A 21443-nucleotide genomic window follows, 5' to 3' on the forward strand; every position below is an offset into this window, starting at 1 on the left:
CCGCGTGCTGTTGTCGCCCGACAGGAGGTCGAGCATGTCGACGTGGACGGATGAGGAACTCGAGAAGGTCGGCGCGGCCGAGGAGCTGCAGATCACTTCGCGGCGGTTGGACGGCACGCTGCGGCCCGCCGTCACGATCTGGGCCGTGCGGGTGGGCGACGGCGTCTACGTGCGCTCCGCCTACGGGCCGCAGAACGGATGGTTCCGCCGGGCCGTCGCGAGCGGCGCGGGACGCATCCGCGCGGGCGGTGTGGAACGCGACGTGACGTTCGTGATCGCCGATGCGGCACAGCATCCGGCCATCGATGCCGCGTACCACGCGAAGTACGACCGTCACGGAGCCGCGATCGTCGGCACCGTCGTCGGCGAGAAGGCGGCCGCCGCGACCCTGTTGCTGCTGCCGATCGACTGAGCGACTCGGGCGGATCGGCCGTGGCCGCCTGGACGATCCGCCGCACCGCTCGCAGGGTCTGACCTCCCGGCGGGCGATGGTGGCTGTGCGGCCGACGCGGGTCGGGCGCCCGCGTTCCTAGTGTCGGCTCATGACGCGTCCGATGGCCGAAGCCGCCCCCCGACCCACCCGAACGCCACGGCTCGCGTGGCTCGACAACCTGCGTGTCGCGCTCATCGTGCTCGTGGTGCTGCATCACCTCGCGCTCATGTACGGCGCCGCCGGCCCGTGGTACTGGGTCGAGCTCGAAGCAGACACGGCCGCGACCACCGTCGCGCTGATCTTCCTGCTGGTGAACCAGTCGTGGTTCATGGGCTCGTTCTTCGCCATCTCCGGCTACTTCGCGCCGGGATCGTTCGACCGCAAGGGAGCGGGCGCGTTCGTGCGCGACCGCCTGCTGCGACTGGGCGTACCGCTCCTGCTGTACGTCTTCGCGCTCGCGCCCCTCGCCGCCGCCATCGGCGCGGTCGGCCTCGGTGCGCCGCTGCCGAGCTATCTCGACGCGATCGGCTCGGGACCGGCATGGTTCCTCGGGGTGCTCCTCGTGTTCTCGCTCGGTTACGCGCTCGTGCGGCTCGGGCGGCCGGCCGGCCCTACGCACAAGCGGCGGCTCACAGTGCGCGCGCTCGTCGGTTTCGTGGTCGCGCTCGCCGCGGCGACCTACCTGTGGCGCTTCCTCGTGCCGTTCGGCACCTTCATCCCGGTGGTCGACCTGCCTTCCGCGTTCGAAGCGCCGCAATACGTCGCCCTGTTCGCCGCAGGGGCGGTCGCGTATCGCCGCGGGTGGCTCGAGCGGCTCCCGGGCCGGTTCGGCGTCGGCGCGGGCATCACGGTCATCGTCGCGACCGTGCTGCTGCTGCCGATCATCGCGCTGTACCCCGACGCGATGGCGGGCGGCGGCACCTGGCAGTCGGCGGTGCTCGCCCTGTGGGAGGCCGTCATGGCGACCGGTATGCCCCTTGCACTCATCGTGCTGTTCCGGCGCCGGGCCGATCGTCAGGGACGGGTGGCGCGGGAGCTCTCGGCGAGTGCGTTCTCGGTGTTCCTCGTGCACGCTCCGGTCATCACCGCGGTGGCGGTCGCCCTGGATCCGCTCGGGATGCCCGCGGTGCTCGGCTTCGCGGTCGGCGTCGCGGTGGGGCTGCCGCTGTCCTTCCTCGTCGCAGCCGGGTTGCGGCGGCTGCCGGGGCTGCGACGCGTGCTGTGAGGCGTGTCCCGCAGGCGGCTGCCGACGGGCTGACCCGCCGTGCCTACTCGGCGACGTACACGTCGAAGCCGTCGAGCTCGACGAAGCCGAGCCGCGCGTACACGCGCGCGGCCTCGTCGGTGTCGGGGTTGAGTACGACGAACCCGACGCCCCCTTCGAACGCGCGGGCCAGGAGCCACGAGGAGAGTGCCGCCGCGATGCCGCGCCGTCGCGCATCCGGCACCACGGCGACGCCGCCGAGCAGCCCGCTCGGGCCCGCCCATCCGTCGGCGCGCACGATGTACCCGGTGCCGACCGGGCGGCCGTCGACGCTCGCGAGCGCGACGTCGACCGGCTCCGTCTCGACGAGTGGCGCCATCCAGTCGGTCGCGGGCTCGCCGCCGAACGCCTCCGCGTCGACGGCGGTCACGGCGGCGAGGTCGCTCCCGGTGGCGGCACGCAGCTGCACGCCGGATGGCACGTCGGCAGCGACGAGGTCGCGCGCGTCGAGCGCCATGAGGCGTTTGCGGAAGAGGAGACGTCCCATATCCCACGTCGCATCGGCGGGGACACGCACGCCCCACGGCGCACCGCGTTCCGCGTACCAGCGCTCGAGGGCGTCGCGGTCGACCGCGTCGACGTCGTGCACGTCGCCGTTATTGTAGGCCGGATGGGGCAACCCGCTCGCCATCAGGCGCACGCCGGGCAGCTCGCCGACGGCGCCGCCGCGGTCGGTGCGGATGAGGCCGTGCACCTGCCAGGCGTCCCCGTGGGCGGTGCGGGCGAGAGTCGCGTCGATCACGCGGGAACGCTACCGAGTCGAGCCCGGCTCAGTCGAGCGCCACCGGCTCGAGGGTGGCCCGCTTCGGTTCGCGTCCGTCACCGGAGGACCGCCCGGTGAGACGGCGACCCACCCACGGCATGACGTGCTCGCGGTAGTAGGCGGCGGTGCGCCGCGCGGGCGCGCCCGGCGCCGCCGCGGCCACCTCGTCGACACCCCACTCCGGCGGCACCGGCACGTCGAGGGCGCGCAGCACGTTCGAGGCCACGCGAGCATGCCCGGCCGGGCCGAGGTGCAGCAGGTCGGCCGACCAGTACCGGATGTCGCGCAGGCCGGCATCTCCGAAGTTGTCGACCATCGTCACGCCGTCGGGCAGCGGGTCGGCCAGCAGCCGGCGCGTGAGTTCCTCGCCGCGCGTGCGCACGAGTCGGCCGAGCGGCAGGTGCTCCGACGGGTCCCCTCCGCTGAGCAGCAGCACGTGGGCACCGCTCGCGGCCAGCCGGTCGACGGCGTCGCGCAACTGCCGGGCGACCGCCGTCATGTCGATGCGCGGGCGGATGATGTCGTTCCCGCCGCCGTTGATGCTCACGAGGTCGGCGTTCAGGGCGACCGCCGCATCCACCTGCTCGGCGACGATGGGCGCGAGTTTGCGCCCGCGGATCGCGAGGTTGGCGTAGCGGAACGGCTCGGGCGCGGTGTGGCGGGCCAACCCGATCGCGACGAGGTCGGCCCAGCCGCGCACCGAGCCGTCGGGCAGTTCGTCGCCCACCCCCTCGGTGAAGCTGTCGCCGATGGCGACGAAGCTGCGGATGTTCGAGCCGGCCGCGGGATTCACCCGAGCAGCGTACGCCTGCGGCCGTGTGGAGGGCCTTCTCCCAGCGGGCATCGCCACCATGAGGGGGATGGACGAGCCGCACGACACCCTTTCCGACCCGGAGCGACCCTGGCTGCAGCACTATGCGCCCGGGGTTCCGGCCGACATCCCCGACGTCGACCACACCCTCGTCGACGTGCTCGACCGTTCGTGCCGCGCCCACCGCGAGCGCACCGCGCTCGAGTTCTTCGGGCGCGTGATGTCGTACGGCGCCCTCGAGCAGCAGGTCGCACAGGCGGCCGAGGGGCTGCGGCGGCTCGGTGTGAGCGCGGGGGATCGGGTCGCGATCATCCTTCCGAACTCGCCCCAGAATGTCGTGGCGTTCTACGCGGTGCTGCGTCTCGGCGCCATCGCCGTGCAGCACAACCCGCTGTACACGGCGCCGGAGCTGCGCCACCAGTTCGAGGACCACGGCGCCCGCGTCGTCGTGGCGTGGACCAAGGTCGTCGACACCGTGCTCGGCTTCGCGGATGCGGTGGGTATCGAGGCGATCATCGCGGCCGACATCGTGGATGCGATGCCGCTCGGCAAGCGGATCGCGCTGCGCCTGCCGATCGCGAAGGCCCGCCAGGCGCGCTCCGCACTGGGCGCATCCGTGCCCCGTCATCCGCTCGTGCACGACTGGCGTCGGCTGCACGTGCACGGGCGCCTCGACGCCGCTCACCCCCGACCCTCCGTCGACGACACGGCACTCATCCAGTACACCAGCGGCACCACCGGCGCGGCGAAGGGTGCCGTGCTGAGTCATGCCAATCTCGTGGCGAACACGATGCAGGGTCGCGCGTGGCTGCCGGGCCTGCGCGAGGGCGACGAGGTCTTCTACGGGGTGCTGCCCCTCTTCCACGCCTACGGCCTGACGCTCAACCTCACATTCGCGATCAGCGTCGGAGCCCGGCTCGTGCTCTTCCCCACGCCGGATGTGGGGCTCATCGTGTCGGCCGCGCGACGCACGCCCCCGAGCTTCATCCCCGCCGTTCCACCGCTCTACGAGCGCATCGCCGCCGCGGCGGAGAAGGGCGACATCGACGTGAGCGGCGTGCGGTACGCCATCTCCGGCGCCATGAGCCTCCCCGTGTCGACGGTCGAGCGGTGGGAGGCGGTGAGCGGCGGCTACCTGGTCGAGGGATACGGGATGACCGAGACCTCGCCCGTCGCCCTCGGCAACCCGGTGGGTCCGACCCGCCGCCCGGGCACCGTCGGGGTGCCCTTCCCCAGCACGCGCATCCGGCTCATCGATCCGGAGCACCCGGATCGCGAGCTCGCACCGGGCGAGCGAGGGGAGTTGCTCATCTCGGGTCCGCAAGTGTTCCAGGGGTACTGGGGCAACGACGAGGCGACCGCGGCGGCGCTGCTCCCGGAGCGCTGGCTGCGCACCGGCGACATCGCGGAGGTCTCCGACGACGGGTTCGTGCGCATCGTCGACCGACTGAAGGAACTCGTGATCACGGGCGGCTTCAACGTGGCGCCGTCCGAGGTCGAGCAGGCGCTGCGTGAGCATCCGGACGTGCTCGACGCGGCCGTCGTCGGGCTCCCCCGCACCTCCGGCGGGGAGGACGTCGCGGCATCGATTGTGCTGCGGGTCGGTCGCAACTCGACCGTGGAGGCGGTGCGCGAGTTCGTGCGCACGCGACTCACGCCCTACAAGGTGCCGCGGCGCATCGACATCGTGCTCGAGCTCCCGCGGAACCTCGTGGGAAAGGTGCTGCGACGCGAGGTGCGGCAGCGGATGCTCGACCGCGACTCCTGACGTCGGCGGTCAGCGCAGCGGCCGGAGCTCCTCCGGCGCGGGGAACGGCAGCGTGTATTCGAGCAGCGGAGTGCCGATGTCGCCCCAGTCGTCGCGCTTCACGACGACGCGGTCGCGGCTCACCTGGGTGATGCGCACGCGCAGGTCGGTGCCGTCGTCGAGGCGCAGCGTGTACGGGTCGGCGAGGAAGCGGAGTCCGCGCTCCTCGAGCACCCGCTCCGCGTCGAGCCACTCGACGGGCCCGCCGACCTCGTGCCCGAGCAGGTCGATCGGCTGGAAGTCCTCGCCCACGGGACGGATCCATCCGACGATCTCGCCGTCGTCTCGCCGGTGTTCGATCCAGTCCGCGGTGTCCACCGCTTCAGGCTAATGAGCGTGTCACCGCATCGATCAGGATTCGAGAAGCGCCACGCGAGATCCGCTCGTTACCGTGTAACGCATCCAGGCGACGATCGACGAAGGAGCAGGGCATGAGCGAGACGACGACCGACGAGAAGACCGCAGGATTCTCGCTCGAGGAGCGCGCGGCGATGAAGGCGCGCGCGGCCGAGATCAAGGCGGAGGCCCGAAAGGGCGGCTCGAAGGCGGCGAAGGACGAGGCGTCGGTGCTCGAGAAGATCGCCGAGATGGCCGAGCCCGATCGTGCGCTGGCGGAACGGCTCCACGCCCTCATCGCGGAGGCGGCGCCGGACCTCGCGCCGAAGCTCTGGTACGGGCAGCCCGCCTACGCGAGGGCGGGCAAGGTGGTGTGCTTCTTCCGCAGCGGCCAGGTCGACAAGGAGCGCTACTCGACGTTCGGCTTCAGCACGGAGGCGCGGCTCGACGACGAGAGCGGCCTGTGGCCCACGTCGTTCGCACTCACCCACCTCTCCGCTGAAGGCGAGGCGCGGATCCGGGAGCTTCTCGCGCGCGCCTCCGGCTGAAAGCGGGGCGGGTCACCCCGCGGCGGCGGTCCTGGTCTCGATGCCGTCGAGCAGACATGCGAGGCCGAACTCGAAATCCGCGCCGGGCGGGCCGGGCGGCCGGGAGAGATAGCCGTCGCTGACGAGCGCGGCGACGTGTTCCAGGTTGCGGGTGACGAGGCGTGGAGCGATGAATTCGCCGACGGATGGGTCGAACGACTCGCCCGCGGTCAGGAGGTCACGCTCCGTCTGCGACGCCGCACGTACGAAGCCGTCGACCAAGGTGACGACCTGCAACGTCGTCGTCGTGTCCAGTCCCGTACCGGACAGCGCCTCGAGTGCCGCCTCCAACCACATCAGTGTGCGTGGGCTGGTCGGCAGCCTCACCGCCACGTCGAGCAACCACGGATGCGCTCGATACCGCTCCCGGAGTGCATGGGCCCACTCGCGCACGCCCGCCCGCCAGTCGTCTCGTGAGATCGCCGGTGGGTCCCCGAGTCCCACCTCTCGCGCGAGCACGTGCAGTTCATCCCGCGAACTCACGTAGCGGTACATCGCGTTGGTCGTGAGTCCGAGGTGATCGGCGACCCGGCCGAGTGACATGCCGACGATCCCCTCGGCATCTCCGAGTCCGACCGTCGCGGAGACCACCTGCTCGAGCGTGTATGCGGGGCGGGGTCCGCGGGTCGACGTCGCGGTGATCCCGTCCCAGGCCCGTTCCAACCCGATCGGGAGCGGCATGTGGTCGGTCCTCTTTCTGTCTGCCGCAATGCTATCGCGACACGGCCCCAACTGTGTATAGTCCAAACAGTGGAGCCTATGAACAGAAAGGTCCGATGATGAATGAGACGCGACGCGCGCCGCGCGGCCTGGTGGTGACCGCCTGGGTCGTGAGCTTGGTGGTCTTCGTCGCCACCCTCGCGCAGGTGGCCGTCTGGGCGATGATCTGGTGGCTCGGCGGCTCGGCCATCGTGCCGTTCTGGGAATGGACGCTCGGTGCAGGCGGGGTGGTGGTCCTCGCCCTCATCGCCGCGGTCTTCGTCGCGGGGCGGCTACCGGGACGCGGCCGCTCCGAGCGGCCCGTGAGCGGCACGCGGGTGCCGAGATCGGAGGAACTCCTGTGATCGGGGCGCCCCTGCGGCTCGACGACGTCAGCCGTGTCTACGGTTCAGGAGAGAGCGCAGTCCGGGCACTCGACCGCGTCACCGCGGCCTTCCAGTCCGGCACGTTCGCGGCCATCATGGGCCCCTCCGGTTCGGGCAAGAGCACCCTCCTGCACTGCGCCGCCGGCCTCGACCGCCCGGATGGTGGCACGGTCACGCTGCTGGGCGAGTCGCTCGACGGGCGCACCGAGGACGAACTGGCCGTGCTGCGCCGGAATCGCGTCGCGTTCGTGTTCCAGTCCTACAACCTGATGCCGGTGCTCACCGTGGCGCAGAACGTCGCGTTGCCTGCTGTGCTCGCGGGCCGTCGACCGGATCGCGCGCGCATCCACGAGGTGCTCGGTCGGCTCGGGCTCTCGGAACGTGCACACCACCGGCCGGGCCAGCTCTCCGGAGGACAGCAGCAGCGGGTCGCGATCGCCCGCGCCCTCGTCGGCGACGCGCGGGTGCTCTTCGCGGACGAGCCGACGGGTGCCCTCGACACCTCCACGGCGCACGAAGTGCTCGGGTTGCTTCGTGCGGCCGCCGACGAATACGGGACGACCGTGCTCATGGTCACCCACGATCCGGTCGCCGCGTCCTATGCCCACACGGCGCTGTTCCTCGTCGACGGCCGCATCGTGGAGCAGGTGCAGCGACCCGGCGCCGACCGTGTGGCCGCTCTCCTCGCCGGACTGTCCACGCGAACGCGCGTCGCCTCGGGCGTGAACTGATGTTCCGGATCGCCCTCGCGGGGTTGCGACGTCGGGCGGGCGCCTTCGTCGCGGTGCTCGCGGCCGTGCTGGTCGGCGCGGCCCTGCTCGTGCTGTGCGGCGGGCTCTTCGAGACCGGCATCCGACTGGCCGCTCCTCCCGTGCGCACCGCCGGCGCACCGGTCGTCGTGATCGGTGACGCCGACTACACGATGCTCGACGAGGAGGGCCGCCCGACGACCGACCTGCGTCCGTATCCGGAGCGTCATCGCATCACTCCCGACACGGTGCAGCGGATCGCACGACTCGACGAGGTCGAGGCCGTCGTGCCCATCATCGGGTGGGCCGGTTCCGTGACACTGGATGGCCGCACCCACCCCGTGATCGGCCGCAACTGGTCCGCGGTGTCACTGGATCCCGGTGCCGGCGCCATCGACGGCTCGGCCCCGGGTGATGACTCCGTCGCGGTTTCGGAAGAGCTCGCCCGGAACTGGGGCATCACGGTCGGGAGGCGGATCGAGCTCGTCGTCGAGGGTGTCCGCCGGACGGTCCGAGTGGCCGGCATCGTCGAGGGCGGGCATCCGACCGTCTTCTCGAGCGACGATGAGGCGGTGGCGTGGACCGGCGGCGACGGCCGCGTCGATGCGGTCGGGGTCGTCCCGGTGGACGCGGTGGGAGATGCGGCGAGCGCGATCGAGCGCGGCATCGAGGGGGTGTCCGCGCTCACCGGCGACGGTCGGGGTGCCGCCGAGGACTCGGCCGTCTCGCGTTCCCGCCTGCCGGCGATCGTCACGGGTGCCGTCTTCGGTGGGATCGTGCTCGTCGTGCTCGGCACGGTGGTCTCGGCGACCGTCGCGCTGTCGACGAGTCAACGTCGGCGTGAGCTCGCCTTGCTGCGGGCCGGCGGTGCGACCACGCGTCAACTGCGGGCCCTCGTCGTCGGCGAGACGTCTCTCGTGGCTCTGTTCGGCGCGTTGCCGGGATTGGCCCTCGGCATCCCGCTCTCCGAGGCGGTATTCGCGACCATGCAGTCCGGCGGTCTCGTCGCGAGCGGGATCGAGATGCGCATCGGCGTGCTCCCGGTCGCGGTGGCCCTCGTCGTCTCTGTGCTGGTCGCGGCCGTGGCATCGCTGACCGCGGCCCGATCGGTGTCGCGGATGCGAGCGATCGAGGCACTCCGCGACCCCACCCTGGACGCGGCCGGCACGGGGGTCGCGCGCTGGATCCTCGGCATCCTGTTCGGACTGGGTGCAACGGCGCTGGGCGTGCTCACCGCCATCATGCCGCCGTCGCTCGTGTCCGCGACCGGCGGGCCGGCGGTGCTGGCAGCGGTGATCGCCGTTGCGCTGCTGGCGCCGGCCCTGCTCCGCGCGGGCCTGGCGCTCTCGAAGCCGCTGGCGCGCGGGGTGGCTGCGCGCCTGGGCACGCTGGCCGTCGTCAACGCGCGGGCTCGGATCCCTCATTGGGCGACGGTGACGACGTCGGTCGCGCTCGTGGTCGGGCTGGGCGCGGGCAACCTCGTGAGTCAGTTCACGCAGGCGACCGCCGCTGCGGATGCCGCCGCCGCATCGCTCCGAGCAGACGCCGTGCTCTCCGTCCCCACCGGGGTGGAGGCGGCTGCGGTCGATCGGGTGCGCTCCCTCGACGGTGTCACGGCGGCCTCACGCTTGATGATCAGCGCCGGGTGGATCGAGCGACCGTTCGACCCCTCCCACCGTGACGCCCCCTGGTCTCTGCGAGGCGTCGACTCCGCGGGCGCGGACGTGGTGGGCATCCCGGTCGAAAGGGGCGACCTTGCGCGATTGGAAGGGGAGTCGGTCGCTGTGCCGTCCCGCACCGCACGTGAGCTCGGCGTCGGGATCGGTGACCAGCTCGGGTTGCGGATGGGTGATGGCGCGTTCGTGGAGGCGCGGATCGTCGCGCTCCTCGACGATCGGCCGGGGTATGAGAGTCTGTACCTTCCCGCCGACCTGGTCGCGGCGCATACCGACGCGCGGGCGGCTCGGCACCTCCTCGTCATCGGGGACGCGCAGCATTCGGCGTTGCACGCGGCGGTCCCGAACGCGGTCGTCACCGATCGCTCGGGTGTTCGCGAGCTGTTCGCGACCGGGCTCGGTGTGCAGGCACTCATCGACTACCTGCTCGTGGCGATCGCCGTCGCCTATGCCGCGATCGCGGTCGCGAACACGGTCGCGGTGTCGGTGCTGAGCCGCAGGAGGGAGTTCGCCTTGCAACGACTCACGGGATCGACCGCGAGCCAACTGAATCGGATGCTCGCTGCGGAACTGACGGCCGTCGTCTCCGTCGGCGTCGTCGTCGGGACGGTGGCGGCTTCGGTCGCGATCGTGCCCACCGCCCTCGCGGTGACCGGCACACCGTTCCCGTCCGCGCCCGGCTGGATCTACCCGGGGCTGCTCGGTCTCGTGGCGCTCATCGTGCTGCCGGTCGCGGCCGCCGCCATCCGATGGGCGACGCGAGGCCGGCCCGTGGAGGTGATCGCGGAGGGGTGAGCGTCTTGCGCGTTCATCCCGTTCGGGTCTCCGCGCCGTGACCGTGGGCCGGACCTCGCGTCGAAGCTCCGGTCCGGGCGGCCCGTCCGCGCGAGGGCGGGCTGGGTGGTTGCTTCTTCCGCGGCGGTTCTGCGCGCGCCGCCGGGCGAAAGCGAGGGTGATCACAGAAAAGAGTGGCGCTGAGGGGGTTTCGCCAATAGTCTGGCGCCGACCGAGGGGGACCGGTCGTTCGAAGGCGAATGTTAGGGGGGTCGCTCCATGGGCGACGCATCTGTGATCCGATTTTCAGCTCCGTCACGCGCATGGCGCTCCTCGATGCGACGCGGCTCTCGAGGGTGGCTCGCCGCCGTCGTCACCGTGGTACTCGGCGCGACCGCGGCCTTGGCGGGCGCTGCGCCCGCGAACGCGGCGCCGGTGTACCAGATCGCCGGACGTTGGACCACGACGCCCCCTGCTACCGTCGGCAAGGGTGCTGTGCTGACCGCGGAATGGCGCGTGAACGTCAACGACGACGCGCCCGCGCCTTCTAACGAGCCTGTCGACAACGTCGACTTCACGGTGACGCTGCAGAGCGGCCTCTTCCGCACGCTGCCCGACGCATGTCTGACGACCGCGGGGCTCGACCCCGTCTCGAGCATCTCCGCCGATGGGCGTACCCTGGTCTGCAATCTCGGCACCCAGCCGGAGGGGTCCGCGCACCTGGTTCAGACCGCAGTCGTGGCCGACGGACGCACCGGTGACCAGCTCGGCGCCACCGGCACTGTCGAGGGCGGCTCCGCCCAGTTGCCCAACGTCCGCATCCAGAACACGTTCGGCATGGACATGTACTGGGGCACCCCGACGCCCTCGCGGGTCCTCGTCGCGCCCAGCACGACAGAGTTCGACTTCGAGTGGACCCTCTATCTCGACCGCGGCAGCGATGACGGTCCGCAGACAGTGAGCTACAACCTCTCGATCCCGGTCGAGAGCGGTCAGCCGCTTGCGATCGGCACGCTCCAAGGCGGATGCGCCCCCTATCGCAGCACCGCCGTCGCCGACGGGCACCCGTATACCGAGTGGCCGGCGCGGCCCGATCAGAGCGCGCCGTTCGTCGAACAGTGCGACCTCGTCAAGACCGGCCCCAACACCTTCCGCCTGACGCTCACCGGCATCGACTACTCGCAGGTCCTCGTGCCGACCCGTGATTCGGCCGGCAACGCGATCCCGCCCGCGCGGGTCGCGATCGCCACGGGCTCGATCTGGTTCCGGCTGAACGGCCACACCACGGTGACCCGGGCGGACCTCACCGCGAGCGCACCCGTGTACGTGTCGGTCACGGGGGCCAGGGACACCGACCTCGTGGGCAACAACACGGCCGGCAAGCCGCTGCCGCTGGTGGGCGGGTGGAGCTCGCACTGGGACCGCTCCTTCACGCAGTCGGGCGGCGTGCCACTCGACAACACCTACCGGGTCGCGCAGGGAACTGTGGTGGCGACGCGTCTCGCCGACGCCACGGGACAGAACCCCGAGAACCCCGGCACGATGGTGCGGCAGAACTGCACGGTGCTCGACACCCTCTACGTCACCTACGAGGACCACGACGTCTCCTGGTCGTTGCCGAGGCAGCCGGAGACGACGATGCCGGCGAACCGATACGTCGTCGAGTGGTACACCGGAAACGACCCACGGGTCACCCGCACCAGCGCGCTCTACGACCCGGACGCGTTCGACTGCGACATCGCGACGGGCTGGACCAGATCCGAGCCGGACACGCCCGCGGAGCGTGCGGCGGTCAAGGCGGTGCGGATCACCTTCACCAACGCCCAGGTGGAGGGCTACATGGTGCGGCACGAGGTCACCCAGCGGATCCGCCCGGCCACGCCGATCGGAATGGACGTCTGGACGTGGCACAACCACTCCACGAACGGCAACTGGATCGACCCCACGGACGCGCGAAACGAGACCCCGGTTCCTGGAGCGCGGTATGACTACACGACGGCCTACCGCGATGTGCTGCACGTCATCACCGTGGAGCCGGACATCCGCAAAGCGGTGGATCGCGAGGTCGTGCGTCCCGGCATCCCGGCGACGTACACCCTCACCTACTCGGCCAACGGCACCGGTATCGTGCCTGCGACGGCAGACGACTTCGTCATCCGGGACGTGCTGCCCGTCGGAATGACCTACGTCACCGGTTCGGCGACACCCGCACCGACGATCGCGACGGATGCCCAGGGTCGCCAGGTCTTGCGCTGGGAGATCGACGGCGTGCCGACGAACGCCCCGCAGACGCTGCAGTATCAGGCGGTCGCGAACAACGCGGTGACCCCCGGGCAGACGCTGACGAACGTCGTCACCTCCTCGGTCGAGGGATACACCTCCGAGCCCGCGCAGGCGGAGGTGACCGTGTCCACGGCGGGCACGACGCTCATCGGCAAGACGACCGACCAGTGGTTCATCGCGAACCCCGACGGTTCGGGCGACGGCGACGGTTCGTGGACGGTGACCATCAGGTCGCAGGACCCGCTGCCACAGGCCTTCACCGACACGATCGACATCCTCCCGTACAACGGTGACGGGCGCGGAACCGATTACGTGGGCACTTACCGGGTCACCTCCGTCGCGGCGCCGGGATCTACCGTGTACTACACGACGAAAGACCCCGCGACGCTCAACGACGACCCGGGCAACACGGTGAACGGCACTGCGCCGGGATCGATCGCGGGCAACACCTCCGACTGGTCGACGACGCCGGTCGCCAACCCGACGGCGATCCGCGTGATCGGCCCGTCGCTCGCCTCCGGTACGTCGCGCCAGTTCCGCGTCAACATCACGACCGACGGCGCCGACCCCGGCGATGTCTGGGTGAACCGCGCCCAAGCACGCACCGGGCACACCCAGCTGGTGATGCGCACCTCCGAGCCGCTCACGATGGGCACCTACTACTCCGTGTCGCTCAAGAAGTACGTGCAGGATGCGCAGGGGGTCTGGCACGACGCCAACGACGCCGCCGACTTCCCGGCGTTCCGGCCGGGTGACACCGTGCCATACCGGGTCGTGGTGACCAACACCGGTCAGGGCACGCTCAACGACCTGGTCATCACGGATGACCAGCAGCCTGAGCTCGGCGCCTTCGAAGTCGACACGCTCGAACCGGGGGAGGAGAACGCGTTCACCCACGAGTACGAGATCACCCTGCCGGCAAACGCTCCCGACCAGCTCGTGAACACGGCGTGCGTGAACGTCACGGAGCAGCCCGCCGACGCCGAGGACCCCGTGCAGGAGAGCTGCGACCCGGCCGGCATCCGCATGGACGGCGACCCCGATCACGAGAAGTCGCTGATCTCCGCCACCCCGATCGGCGACGGTCAGTGGGAGGTCGTCTTCGGCCTCGACGTGGTCAACACGCTGACGGCGCCCACCTCGTACCGCCTCGAGGACACGCTGCACTTCACCGACCAGGCGACGATCACCTCCGCGACCGTCACCGAGTCGCCCGCCGGCGTCACCCTAGCCACCCCGGCGTGGAACGGCGGCAGCAACGTGCTCATCGCCGCCGGCGTGCCGCTGCTCGGCACCGACGACGTGGGCTACACCGCGCACCACTACGAGGTGACGGTGATCGCCGACGTGCCCCTGCAGCTCGAGGGTGCGGGTGCCGCGACGGACGACCCGACCCGCTGCCCGGCGGACGGTGACGACTCGGATCGCGCGTTCAACAACACCTCCGCCCTCACCGACGTGCAGGGCGAGGTCGAGGTCGACCAGAAGTGCGCCGAGATCCCGTCGATCGACATCGAGAAGTCGGTGGCCGAGGGTCCGACCCCGAACGGCGACGGCACGTGGACGGTGCTCTACGACGTCGTGGCCACGAACTCCGGCTCTTTCGAGGGCGCCTACGAGATGCGCGACCGGATGACGCCCACGGGCGACATCACCGTCGGCTCCCGTGAGGTCGTGACCACGCCGGCCGGCGTGACGGCATCGCCCACCTGGACCGGGCTCGGCCCGGTGGGTGCGCCCGAGAACGTGATCGCGACGGGCGTGATACTCCCGGCCGGTGGCACGCACACCTACCAGATCGAGGTCGTCATCGGTGTCGACTCCGCGGACGGGGCGCCCGTGGTGACCTCGTGTGACGACCCGGGCACCGGCGGCCTGGCCAACTCGGCGGAGATCGAGCACAACGACCTCACCGATTCGGACGACGCGTGCATCACGATCGCGTTCATCACGGTGGAGAAGACGATCAGCGAGGGACCCACGCCGAACGGCGACGGCACCTTCTCGATCACCTACGACATCGTCGCCGAGAACATCGGTGCGGATGCCGGTGAGTACTTCGTCACCGACCGCCTGCAGTACGGCGAGGGCATCGACATCGTCTCCGCGGAGGTGACCGAGACGCCCGACGGCGTCGTCGCGAACGCTGACTGGACGGGAACCGGACCCCAGCAGGACTCCCCGGAGAACCTCATCGCCGATGGGATCGGGCTCGCGGCGGGCGGCACCCACACCTACCAGGTGGAGGTCTCCGTCGAGATGGACGAGGAGACCATCGATCCCGCCGCGCTCGAGTGCCCCGCGCCCGGTGAGGCGGGGGCTCTCGCGAACTCGACGAGCCTGAACCACAACGGCATCGTCGCGATCGACGACGTCTGCGCCTCCCTCCCGCTGATCGGCGTCGACAAGACGATCTCCGCCGGTCCGACCGGCAACGGTGACGGCACCTGGACGATCACGTACGACCTCGTGGCGACCAACGCGGGCGAGGCGGCAGGCGACTACGACGTGGTCGACCGTCTGCAGTACGGCGACGGCATCGTGATCGAGTCCGCGGACGTGATCACCCTGCCGGGCGGCGTCGCCGACCCCGCCACGTGGACGGGTCAGGGGGCGGAAGGTGCGGACGAGAACGTCGTGGCCACCGACATCCCGCTCGCGCCCGCCGCCTCGCACACCTACCAGGTGCAGACCGTCGTCTCCCTCGACCGTGACGTCGCCACCCCGACGAGCCTCGCCTGCCCGGCGCCGGGCGACAGCGGCGGCCTCGCCAACTCGGTGGAGCTGACGCACAACGGCGAGACCTTCGACGACGACGTGTGCGCTCCGCTGCCCTTCATCGAGATCGACAAGTCGCTCTCCGGCGCGGTGGTGCCGGTCGACGGCGAGGACGGCGTGTACGACGTGACCTACGAGGTCACGGTCACCAACAGCGGTCCCGGAGCCGGCGAGTACGACCTCGTCGACGAGCTCGCGCCGGGCGAGGGCGTCGAGATCGTGGGCATCCAGAACGTCACGACGGATGCCGCCGACCCGGTGCCGATGAACCCGGGCTTCGACGGTGTCGACGACACGCTCATCGTGGACGACCAGCCGATCGCCGCGGCGCCGACCGCTCCGGTCGTGCACACGTACCTCGTGACGGTGCGGTACTCCGCCGACCTGAGTGAGGTGGAACTGCCGGTCGGCGACGCGTGCACCACTCCGGAGGGCACAGTGGCCGGCGGGCTCGACAACGTCGCCACGGTCGACTGGAACGGCATCGAGGACTCGGATGACGAGTGCGTGCGCCCGGGCAAGCCGAGTCTCGACAAGCAGCTCGTCTCGGCCACGCCGATCGGCAACGGGCAGTGGAACGTCATCTACGACCTGATCGTCGGCAACGTCGGCCAGGAGCAGACGACCTACAAGCTGGACGACGAGTTCCTCTTCGCCGAGGCGGTGACCGTTGCCGACGTGACCGTCACCGGTCCCGAGGGCGTGACGATCAGCGACACGTTCGACGGGGCCGACGACCAGCGCATCGCGACCGACATCGCGATCGCCGGTCTCGACGACGACGGATACGCGCCGCACGTCTACCGCGTCACCGTCACGGCGAACGTGCCGCTGCAGTTCGACGAGCCGGCCGGAGACGGAACCGGGTCGCCCGACTGCACCGTGCCGTCCGGCTCGAACGGCCTCCGGCAGGGGCTGAACAACGCGGCGACGCTGACCGACGAGACCGGCGGCGAGATCACCGACACGGACTGCGCGCCGCTGCCGGAGTTCGACATCGAGAAGTCGGTCGTCGGGTCCCCGGTCAAGCAATCGGGCGGTGCCTACACGGTCTCGTACGAGATCACCGTCACGAACCTGGGTGACGTCGCGGGCGAGTACACCGTCACCGACCGGCTGCGTTTCGGCGCGGGCATCGCGGTTCGCAGCGAGGACGTGACGGCGACCCCGGCCGGGGTCACCGCAGCAGCCGGATGGACGGGTCGCGGGTCGGTGGGTTCGACCGAGAACGTGATCGCGGCCGGGGTGGCGCTCGCCGCGGGTGCGGAGCACGTGTACACCGTGCAGGTCGTCGCCGCTGTGACTGCCGCGGCGGCCGATGCGACCACGTATCAGTGCCCCGCTCCGGGCTCCGATCAGCCGGGCGGCTTCGCCAACACGGCGGGTCTCGCGCACAACGATCTGACCGCGGCGGCCGAGGCCTGCGCGACGCCCGAGCGACCGGGTATCGCGACCACGGGCGGAACTCTGCCGAGCGGCCTCCTCCTGGTGGCTCTGCTGGCCCTGTTCGGCGGCATGGGCGTGCTCGTCGTCCGCCGGATGAGGAAGGACGCCGCCTGAGCTGAGACCCCCGGCCGCCCGGACCCCAAGCTCGCGGCCGAGGCACGAAGCCGATCCGTTCGCGTCAATCGGCTTCACCGACGCCCCCGTTCCCCTACGGGGGCGTCGGTCGCGTCTGCGCCGATGACCCGAGCTCAGGCTCCGTCAGGTCGAGGAGGTGCCGTCGACCCTCGCTCGACGAGCGCGGAGGGCAGTACGCGGAGGTCGACCCTCTCGCCCTTCTCGATATGGTGGCGGATCATGTCGAACGAGACGGTGCCGAGTTCGTCGAAGTCCATCCGCATCGTCGTGAGCGGCGGGGAGGTGTAGGCCGACTCGGGCATGTCGTCGACGCCGATGATCGAGTAGTCGCTCGGCGCTTCGAAGCCGCGCGACCGCATGGCACCCATGAAGCCGAAGGCGATCGCGTCGCTGGCCGCGAAAGCGGCGGTGAACGAGGTCGGATCGACGTGCGAGCCCGCCCGGTGGCCGGTCTCTGCGCCCCAGCTGGTTCCGGGGATGGCCGGGAGCGGCACGAGGCCGGCCTCCTCGAGGGCGTCGGTGTAGCCGCGGGCCCGCTCGATGGTCTCGTTGCGGTTCGCCGGACCCGCCACGTGCAGGATCCGTTCGTGCCCCAGCTCGATGAGGTGGCGGGTGGCGATGAGCCCGGCTTGATAGGAGTCGAGCGCGACGGTGTCGGCGCTCGGTCGTGGGCGCCCCGAGAGCGTCACGACCGGCAGTCGATCCGAGATGCCCTCGAACAATTCGTCAGCGTCCCGGTACTGCGTGGCGAGGATGATGCCGTCCACCTGGAGGGACTGGAGGTTGTCGAGCACCCGGCGGGCCTCATCGAGGGCGCCCGGCTCATCGATGTCGGAATCGATGTGGCTGATGACGATGGAGTAGTCGGTGGCGCGGGCGGCGGCCGTCAGCCCCGAGTAGAGGGCCGTGACGCCGTAGTTCATCGTGCCCATCGTCATCACCCCGATGGTGTGCGTCCGGTTGGAGCGGAAGGCGCGGGCGACGTGGTTCGGCCGGTAGCCCAGCTCGGCGACCGCCGCCTCGATGCGCTCGCGCGTCGCAGCGCTGACATAGCCGGATCCGCTGAAGAACCGCGAGACCGTCTGCGCCGACACGTCGGCGAGGCGCCCGACGTCGGCCATGCTCGGCCTCGTCCGCTCGTGGCGTGGCCGCGTGGTGGTCATGCCCCCACCCTACTTTCCGCGCATAAGTGATCGATAACTTGACATCCGATGTGTGATCGATAACCTATCCCGCAGACGCTGCAGCACTGCACGTCGGACACCGACGTTCGACCCTCGGACGTCGCTCAGCGAAAGGACGCAATGATGCGTGCAGGCAGGAAGTCCGTGGCCCTCGTCGCGGGCGCCGCAGTGGTCGTGGGCCTCGCCGGATGCTCCGCCGGTGGATCGGCCGACGGCAAGACCCAGATCACCTGGTTCAAGCTCACCGAGACGGCCGAAACGGCGAACGAGGCGATCGCACAGATCGTGAGCGACTTCGAGTCGGAGAACCCCGACATCGACGTCGTCGTGGAGGAGCGCGCGGTCGACGCGCACAAGGACGCCCTCCGCACCACGCTCGGCACGAGCGGTGCGCCGGACATCTTCTTCTCGTGGGCCGGACCCGGACTCGGCGGTGAGTTCATCGAGGTGGGCGCGAGTCTCGACCTCGAGAAGTACTACGAGGAATTCGGCTGGGCCGACCGCTTCTCGGAGGCGACCCTCGAGACCGTCACCCAGTACGGCCAGTACGACGGCGTGCCGTACACGCAGCGCGGCGAGGCCCTGTTCTACAACAAGGACCTGTTCGCGAAGGCGGGCGTCGACGCCGTGCCGACGACGTACGACGAGCTCGTCGCCGCCGCCGAGAAGCTCAAGGCGGCCGGCATCACGCCCATCCAGTTCGGCGGCACCGTCAACTGGCACGTCATGCGCCTGCTCGACAGCATCCTCGAGACCAAGTGCGGCTCCGACGGCTACCAGGCCCTCGTCACCCACGAGGCGAGCTGGGCGGATGAGGAGTGCGTCACCGAGACGTTCACCGAATTCGAGAAGTGGACGAGCGAGTACCTCAACCCCGGCTTCATCTCGATCAACAACGACGAGTCGAGCGCCTTGTTCTACTCCGGCGAGGCCGCCATGGCGCTCGAGGGCGACTGGTTCAACCAGGTGATCCGCGACAACGGCATGGACGAGTCGACCGTCGGCCTGATGCCCTTCCCGACCGGCACGGGACGGCTCTACGGATTCAACGAGAACAACTACATCTCCTCGAACTCCGAGAACCCCGATGCCGCTGCGGCGTTCCTCGACTACCTCACCTCGGAGGACGCCCAGAAGACGTTCATCGCGGCATTCGGCAGTCAGTCGGTCAACGTCAACGTGCAGGCGGAGGGCGGAAGCGAACTCGACCAGGCATGGACCCCGATCTTCGAGAACGCGACCGGCATCTACATGAACAACGACCAGAACCTCTCCCTCGCCGAGACCACCGAGTACTGGCGCATCCAGAACCTCGTCGCCACCGGCGAGCTCGACCCGGCCGACGCCGGCAGCGAGTTCCAGAAGTTCCTCGATCAGCAGTAGGCCCGACCACTGCAGTCGCCCCGGCCGGGGCGGCGACATCGTCGCCCCGGCCACTCCCACTCCGCAACGTCGCAAGGGATCCCATGTCAGCAAGCACAGTGCCGACTGCGCCACGCGCGCGCCGCCGGCCGCCCGCCTCGCGGGGTCGGGCCCGCCGATTCACCCACGTCGGGTTCGTCGCCGCCCTGCCCTTCCTCGCCCCCGCCCTCGCCGCCTACATCGTGTTCGTGGTGGGGCCGATGATCGAGTCGGTCCGGCTCAGCTTCTTCGAATGGTCGGGGTTCCAGGGAGCGCCGCAGGAGTTCGTCGGCCTCAAGAACTACGTGCGGATCTTCACCCAGGACCCGGTGTTCTGGACCGCCCTCACCAACACCGTCATCTGGGTCGTGCTGTCGCTCGTCATCCCGGTGGCGCTCGGACTCGTCATGGCTCTCGCGCTCAACCGGCCCCTGTTCGGACGGAACGCGTTCCGGTCGCTGTTCTACATCCCGGGGGTGCTCGCCCCGATCGCCATCGCCAACATGTGGCGGTGGATGTACAACCCGAACTTCGGTGTCGGGGTGACCCTCGCCGAATTCTTCAACGCACCGTGGATCGCCGACATCCAATGGCTCGGCGACAAGAACATCGCCCTCTACTCGATCTTCGCCGCCTTCGTCTGGCAGATCGCCGGAACCAACATGGTGCTGTTCCTCGCCGGATTGCAGTCGGTCGTGCCCGAACACGTCGAGGCCGCGAAACTCGACGGCGCCAACGCGTGGCAGGTGTTCCGCAACGTCACCCTGCCGGCTCTGCGCCCGGTGACGGTGGTGGTCGTGGTGCTCACGATCATCAACTCGATCAAGGTCTTCGACCTCATCGTCGGCATGACCGGCGGCGGCCCCGCCCAGTCGACGCAGGTGCTCGCGCTGTGGTCGTTCACCCAGTCGTTCGGCAATCACGAGTACGGGATGGGCAACGCCATCGCCACCGTGCTCCTCGTCATCACCCTGATCATCGTCGTGCCGTACATGGTCTGGACGGCACGGCAGGAGAAGAACTCATGAGCCTCTCGACCGTCCCGCCCGCCGTCGTCGACGCGGCGCTGCCCGAGAAGCGCCGCCGCGCCGGCTGGGGCACCTCCCACCGCGACTACATCAAGATCGGTCTCTGGATCGCGCTCGTGATCGCCGTGCTCGTCTGGTCGGTGCCCATCATCTTCATGGTGTTCACGTCGCTGAAGAGCGAGGCCGACATCTTCGGGACGCCCGCCTTCGTGCCCCCGTGGTCACCCGAGTGGGGCAACTACGTCGAGGCCCTCGACCGCGGCAATCTGCTCTCCGCCGGAGCGAACAGCCTCATCATCGCGCTGTTCAAGGTGCCCATCGGGCTGCTCATCTCCGCGGCGGCCGCGTTCGCGCTCGCCCGACTGCGGTTCAAGCGGCAGCGACTTCTCATGGGGATCATCGCGATGGGCGCGATGGTGCCGATCCAAGTGGCGATCGCCCCGTTGTTCCAGGTGATCAACGGGCTCGATCTGCTCAGCACGCACATCGGGGTGATCCTGCCCTACATCGCCTTCGGCCTGCCGTACCAGACGTTCATCCTCTACGGGTTCTTCCGCGGCATCCCCGAGGAGCTCGACGAGAGTGCCCGCATGGACGGAGCCGGCAACTGGCGGATCTTCTTCCAGATGATCCTGCCGCTGTCCAAGCCCGCGCTCGCGGCGCTGCTCATCCTGGACTTCGTCGCCACCTGGAACGAGTACTCGATCGCTCTCGCGCTGCTGCAGAGTCAGGACTCGTGGACGATTCCGCTCGCGATCCAGGGCTTCCAGTCCCAGTTCACGAGCTCGTACGGGCCGCTCAACGCCTTCACCATCATGTCCGTCTTCCCCGTGCTCATCGTCTACCTGCTGTTCCAGCGCTACTTCGTCGAAGGCGCCTTCGCCGGCGCCGTGAAAGGCTGAT

16 protein-coding genes are annotated in these 21443 nt (G+C 70.0%); 11 read left to right on the plus strand and 5 right to left on the minus strand.

The window, feature by feature from the left end:
* Window positions 1-34: 34 nt before the first annotated feature.
* Together CLV46_RS00740 and CLV46_RS00745 are read left to right on the plus strand one after the other, a co-directional pair.
* Complete coding sequence (locus tag CLV46_RS00740) at window positions 35-412, plus strand: DUF2255 family protein (protein ID WP_100363029.1); 378 nt, start codon at window positions 35-37, stop codon at window positions 410-412.
* A gap of 130 nt (window positions 413-542) precedes the next feature.
* A complete protein-coding gene (locus tag CLV46_RS00745) occupies window positions 543-1658 on the plus strand; it encodes an acyltransferase family protein (protein ID WP_100363030.1) in 1116 nt (371 codons plus the stop codon).
* A 43-nt stretch (window positions 1659-1701) separates the two neighbouring features.
* Here CLV46_RS00745 and CLV46_RS00750 read toward each other — a convergent pair whose 3' ends face one another.
* Both CLV46_RS00750 and CLV46_RS00755 read right to left on the minus strand, forming a co-directional pair.
* Entirely contained in the window at window positions 1702-2439 is a 738-nt protein-coding gene (locus CLV46_RS00750; RefSeq protein WP_100363031.1) for a GNAT family N-acetyltransferase, read from the minus strand.
* Between the two features lie 28 nt (window positions 2440-2467).
* Window positions 2468-3253: an SGNH/GDSL hydrolase family protein gene (locus tag CLV46_RS00755; protein ID WP_245866407.1), complete on the minus strand. Its 786-nt coding sequence runs from the start codon at window positions 3251-3253 to the stop codon at window positions 2468-2470.
* 67 nt (window positions 3254-3320) lie between these two features.
* Between CLV46_RS00755 and CLV46_RS00760 the strand changes: the two genes are divergently transcribed.
* Complete coding sequence (locus tag CLV46_RS00760) at window positions 3321-5039, plus strand: long-chain-fatty-acid--CoA ligase (RefSeq protein ID WP_100363032.1); 1719 nt, start codon at window positions 3321-3323, stop codon at window positions 5037-5039.
* A 9-nt stretch (window positions 5040-5048) separates the two neighbouring features.
* Here the strand turns inward: CLV46_RS00760 and CLV46_RS00765 are convergent, their stop codons facing one another.
* Window positions 5049-5396, minus strand: a complete 348-nt coding sequence (locus CLV46_RS00765) for a hypothetical protein (protein WP_100363033.1) — start codon at window positions 5394-5396, stop codon at window positions 5049-5051.
* Window positions 5397-5509: 113 nt separating this feature from the next.
* Between CLV46_RS00765 and CLV46_RS00770 the strand changes: the two genes are divergently transcribed.
* Window positions 5510-5962, plus strand: a complete 453-nt coding sequence (locus CLV46_RS00770) for an iron chaperone (protein WP_100363034.1) — start codon at window positions 5510-5512, stop codon at window positions 5960-5962.
* A 12-nt stretch (window positions 5963-5974) separates the two neighbouring features.
* Here CLV46_RS00770 and CLV46_RS00775 read toward each other — a convergent pair whose 3' ends face one another.
* Entirely contained in the window at window positions 5975-6682 is a 708-nt protein-coding gene (locus tag CLV46_RS00775; RefSeq protein WP_100363035.1) for a TetR/AcrR family transcriptional regulator, read from the minus strand.
* 98 nt (window positions 6683-6780) lie between these two features.
* Between CLV46_RS00775 and CLV46_RS16895 the strand changes: the two genes are divergently transcribed.
* The 4 genes from CLV46_RS16895 (at window position 6781) to CLV46_RS00790 (ending at window position 16906) form a co-directional block, all read left to right on the plus strand.
* Complete coding sequence (locus tag CLV46_RS16895; RefSeq protein ID WP_245866408.1) at window positions 6781-7065, plus strand: hypothetical protein; 285 nt, start codon at window positions 6781-6783, stop codon at window positions 7063-7065.
* Window positions 7062-7817 carry an ABC transporter ATP-binding protein gene (locus tag CLV46_RS00780; protein WP_245866409.1) on the plus strand — a complete coding sequence of 252 codons (756 nt, stop codon included), beginning with the start codon at window positions 7062-7064 and terminating at the stop codon, window positions 7815-7817. Before CLV46_RS16895 ends, CLV46_RS00780 begins: the two co-directional genes overlap by 4 nt.
* Window positions 7817-10306 (plus strand): ABC transporter permease, encoded by a 2490-nt coding sequence (locus tag CLV46_RS00785; protein ID WP_100363037.1) that lies wholly within the window; start codon window positions 7817-7819, stop codon window positions 10304-10306. The genes CLV46_RS00780 and CLV46_RS00785 overlap by 1 nt, the downstream gene beginning before the upstream one ends.
* 315 nt (window positions 10307-10621) lie before the next feature.
* A complete protein-coding gene (locus tag CLV46_RS00790; protein WP_170028513.1) occupies window positions 10622-16906 on the plus strand; it encodes a DUF7507 domain-containing protein in 6285 nt (2094 codons plus the stop codon).
* 134 nt (window positions 16907-17040) lie between these two features.
* Here the strand turns inward: CLV46_RS00790 and CLV46_RS00795 are convergent, their stop codons facing one another.
* Window positions 17041-18090 carry a LacI family DNA-binding transcriptional regulator gene (locus CLV46_RS00795; RefSeq protein ID WP_100363039.1) on the minus strand — a complete coding sequence of 350 codons (1050 nt, stop codon included), beginning with the start codon at window positions 18088-18090 and terminating at the stop codon, window positions 17041-17043.
* A 144-nt stretch (window positions 18091-18234) separates the two neighbouring features.
* Here CLV46_RS00795 and CLV46_RS00800 point away from each other — a divergent pair, with 144 nt between their 5' ends.
* From CLV46_RS00800 to CLV46_RS00810, 3 genes are all read left to right on the plus strand, one after another.
* The gene (locus CLV46_RS00800; RefSeq protein ID WP_100365802.1) at window positions 18235-19494 is read left to right on the plus strand and encodes an ABC transporter substrate-binding protein; all 1260 of its coding nucleotides are present in this window, start codon (window positions 18235-18237) and stop codon (window positions 19492-19494) included.
* An 83-nt stretch (window positions 19495-19577) separates the two neighbouring features.
* Window positions 19578-20540, plus strand: a complete 963-nt coding sequence (locus tag CLV46_RS00805) for a carbohydrate ABC transporter permease (protein ID WP_100363040.1) — start codon at window positions 19578-19580, stop codon at window positions 20538-20540.
* Window positions 20537-21442, plus strand: coding sequence for a carbohydrate ABC transporter permease (locus CLV46_RS00810; RefSeq protein WP_100363041.1), 906 nt, complete (start codon window positions 20537-20539; stop codon window positions 21440-21442). Before CLV46_RS00805 ends, CLV46_RS00810 begins: the two co-directional genes overlap by 4 nt.
* Window position 21443: the final 1 nt, after the last annotated feature.

The organism is Diaminobutyricimonas aerilata (genome assembly GCF_002797715.1).
Classification (GTDB): domain Bacteria; phylum Actinomycetota; class Actinomycetes; order Actinomycetales; family Microbacteriaceae; genus Diaminobutyricimonas; species Diaminobutyricimonas aerilata.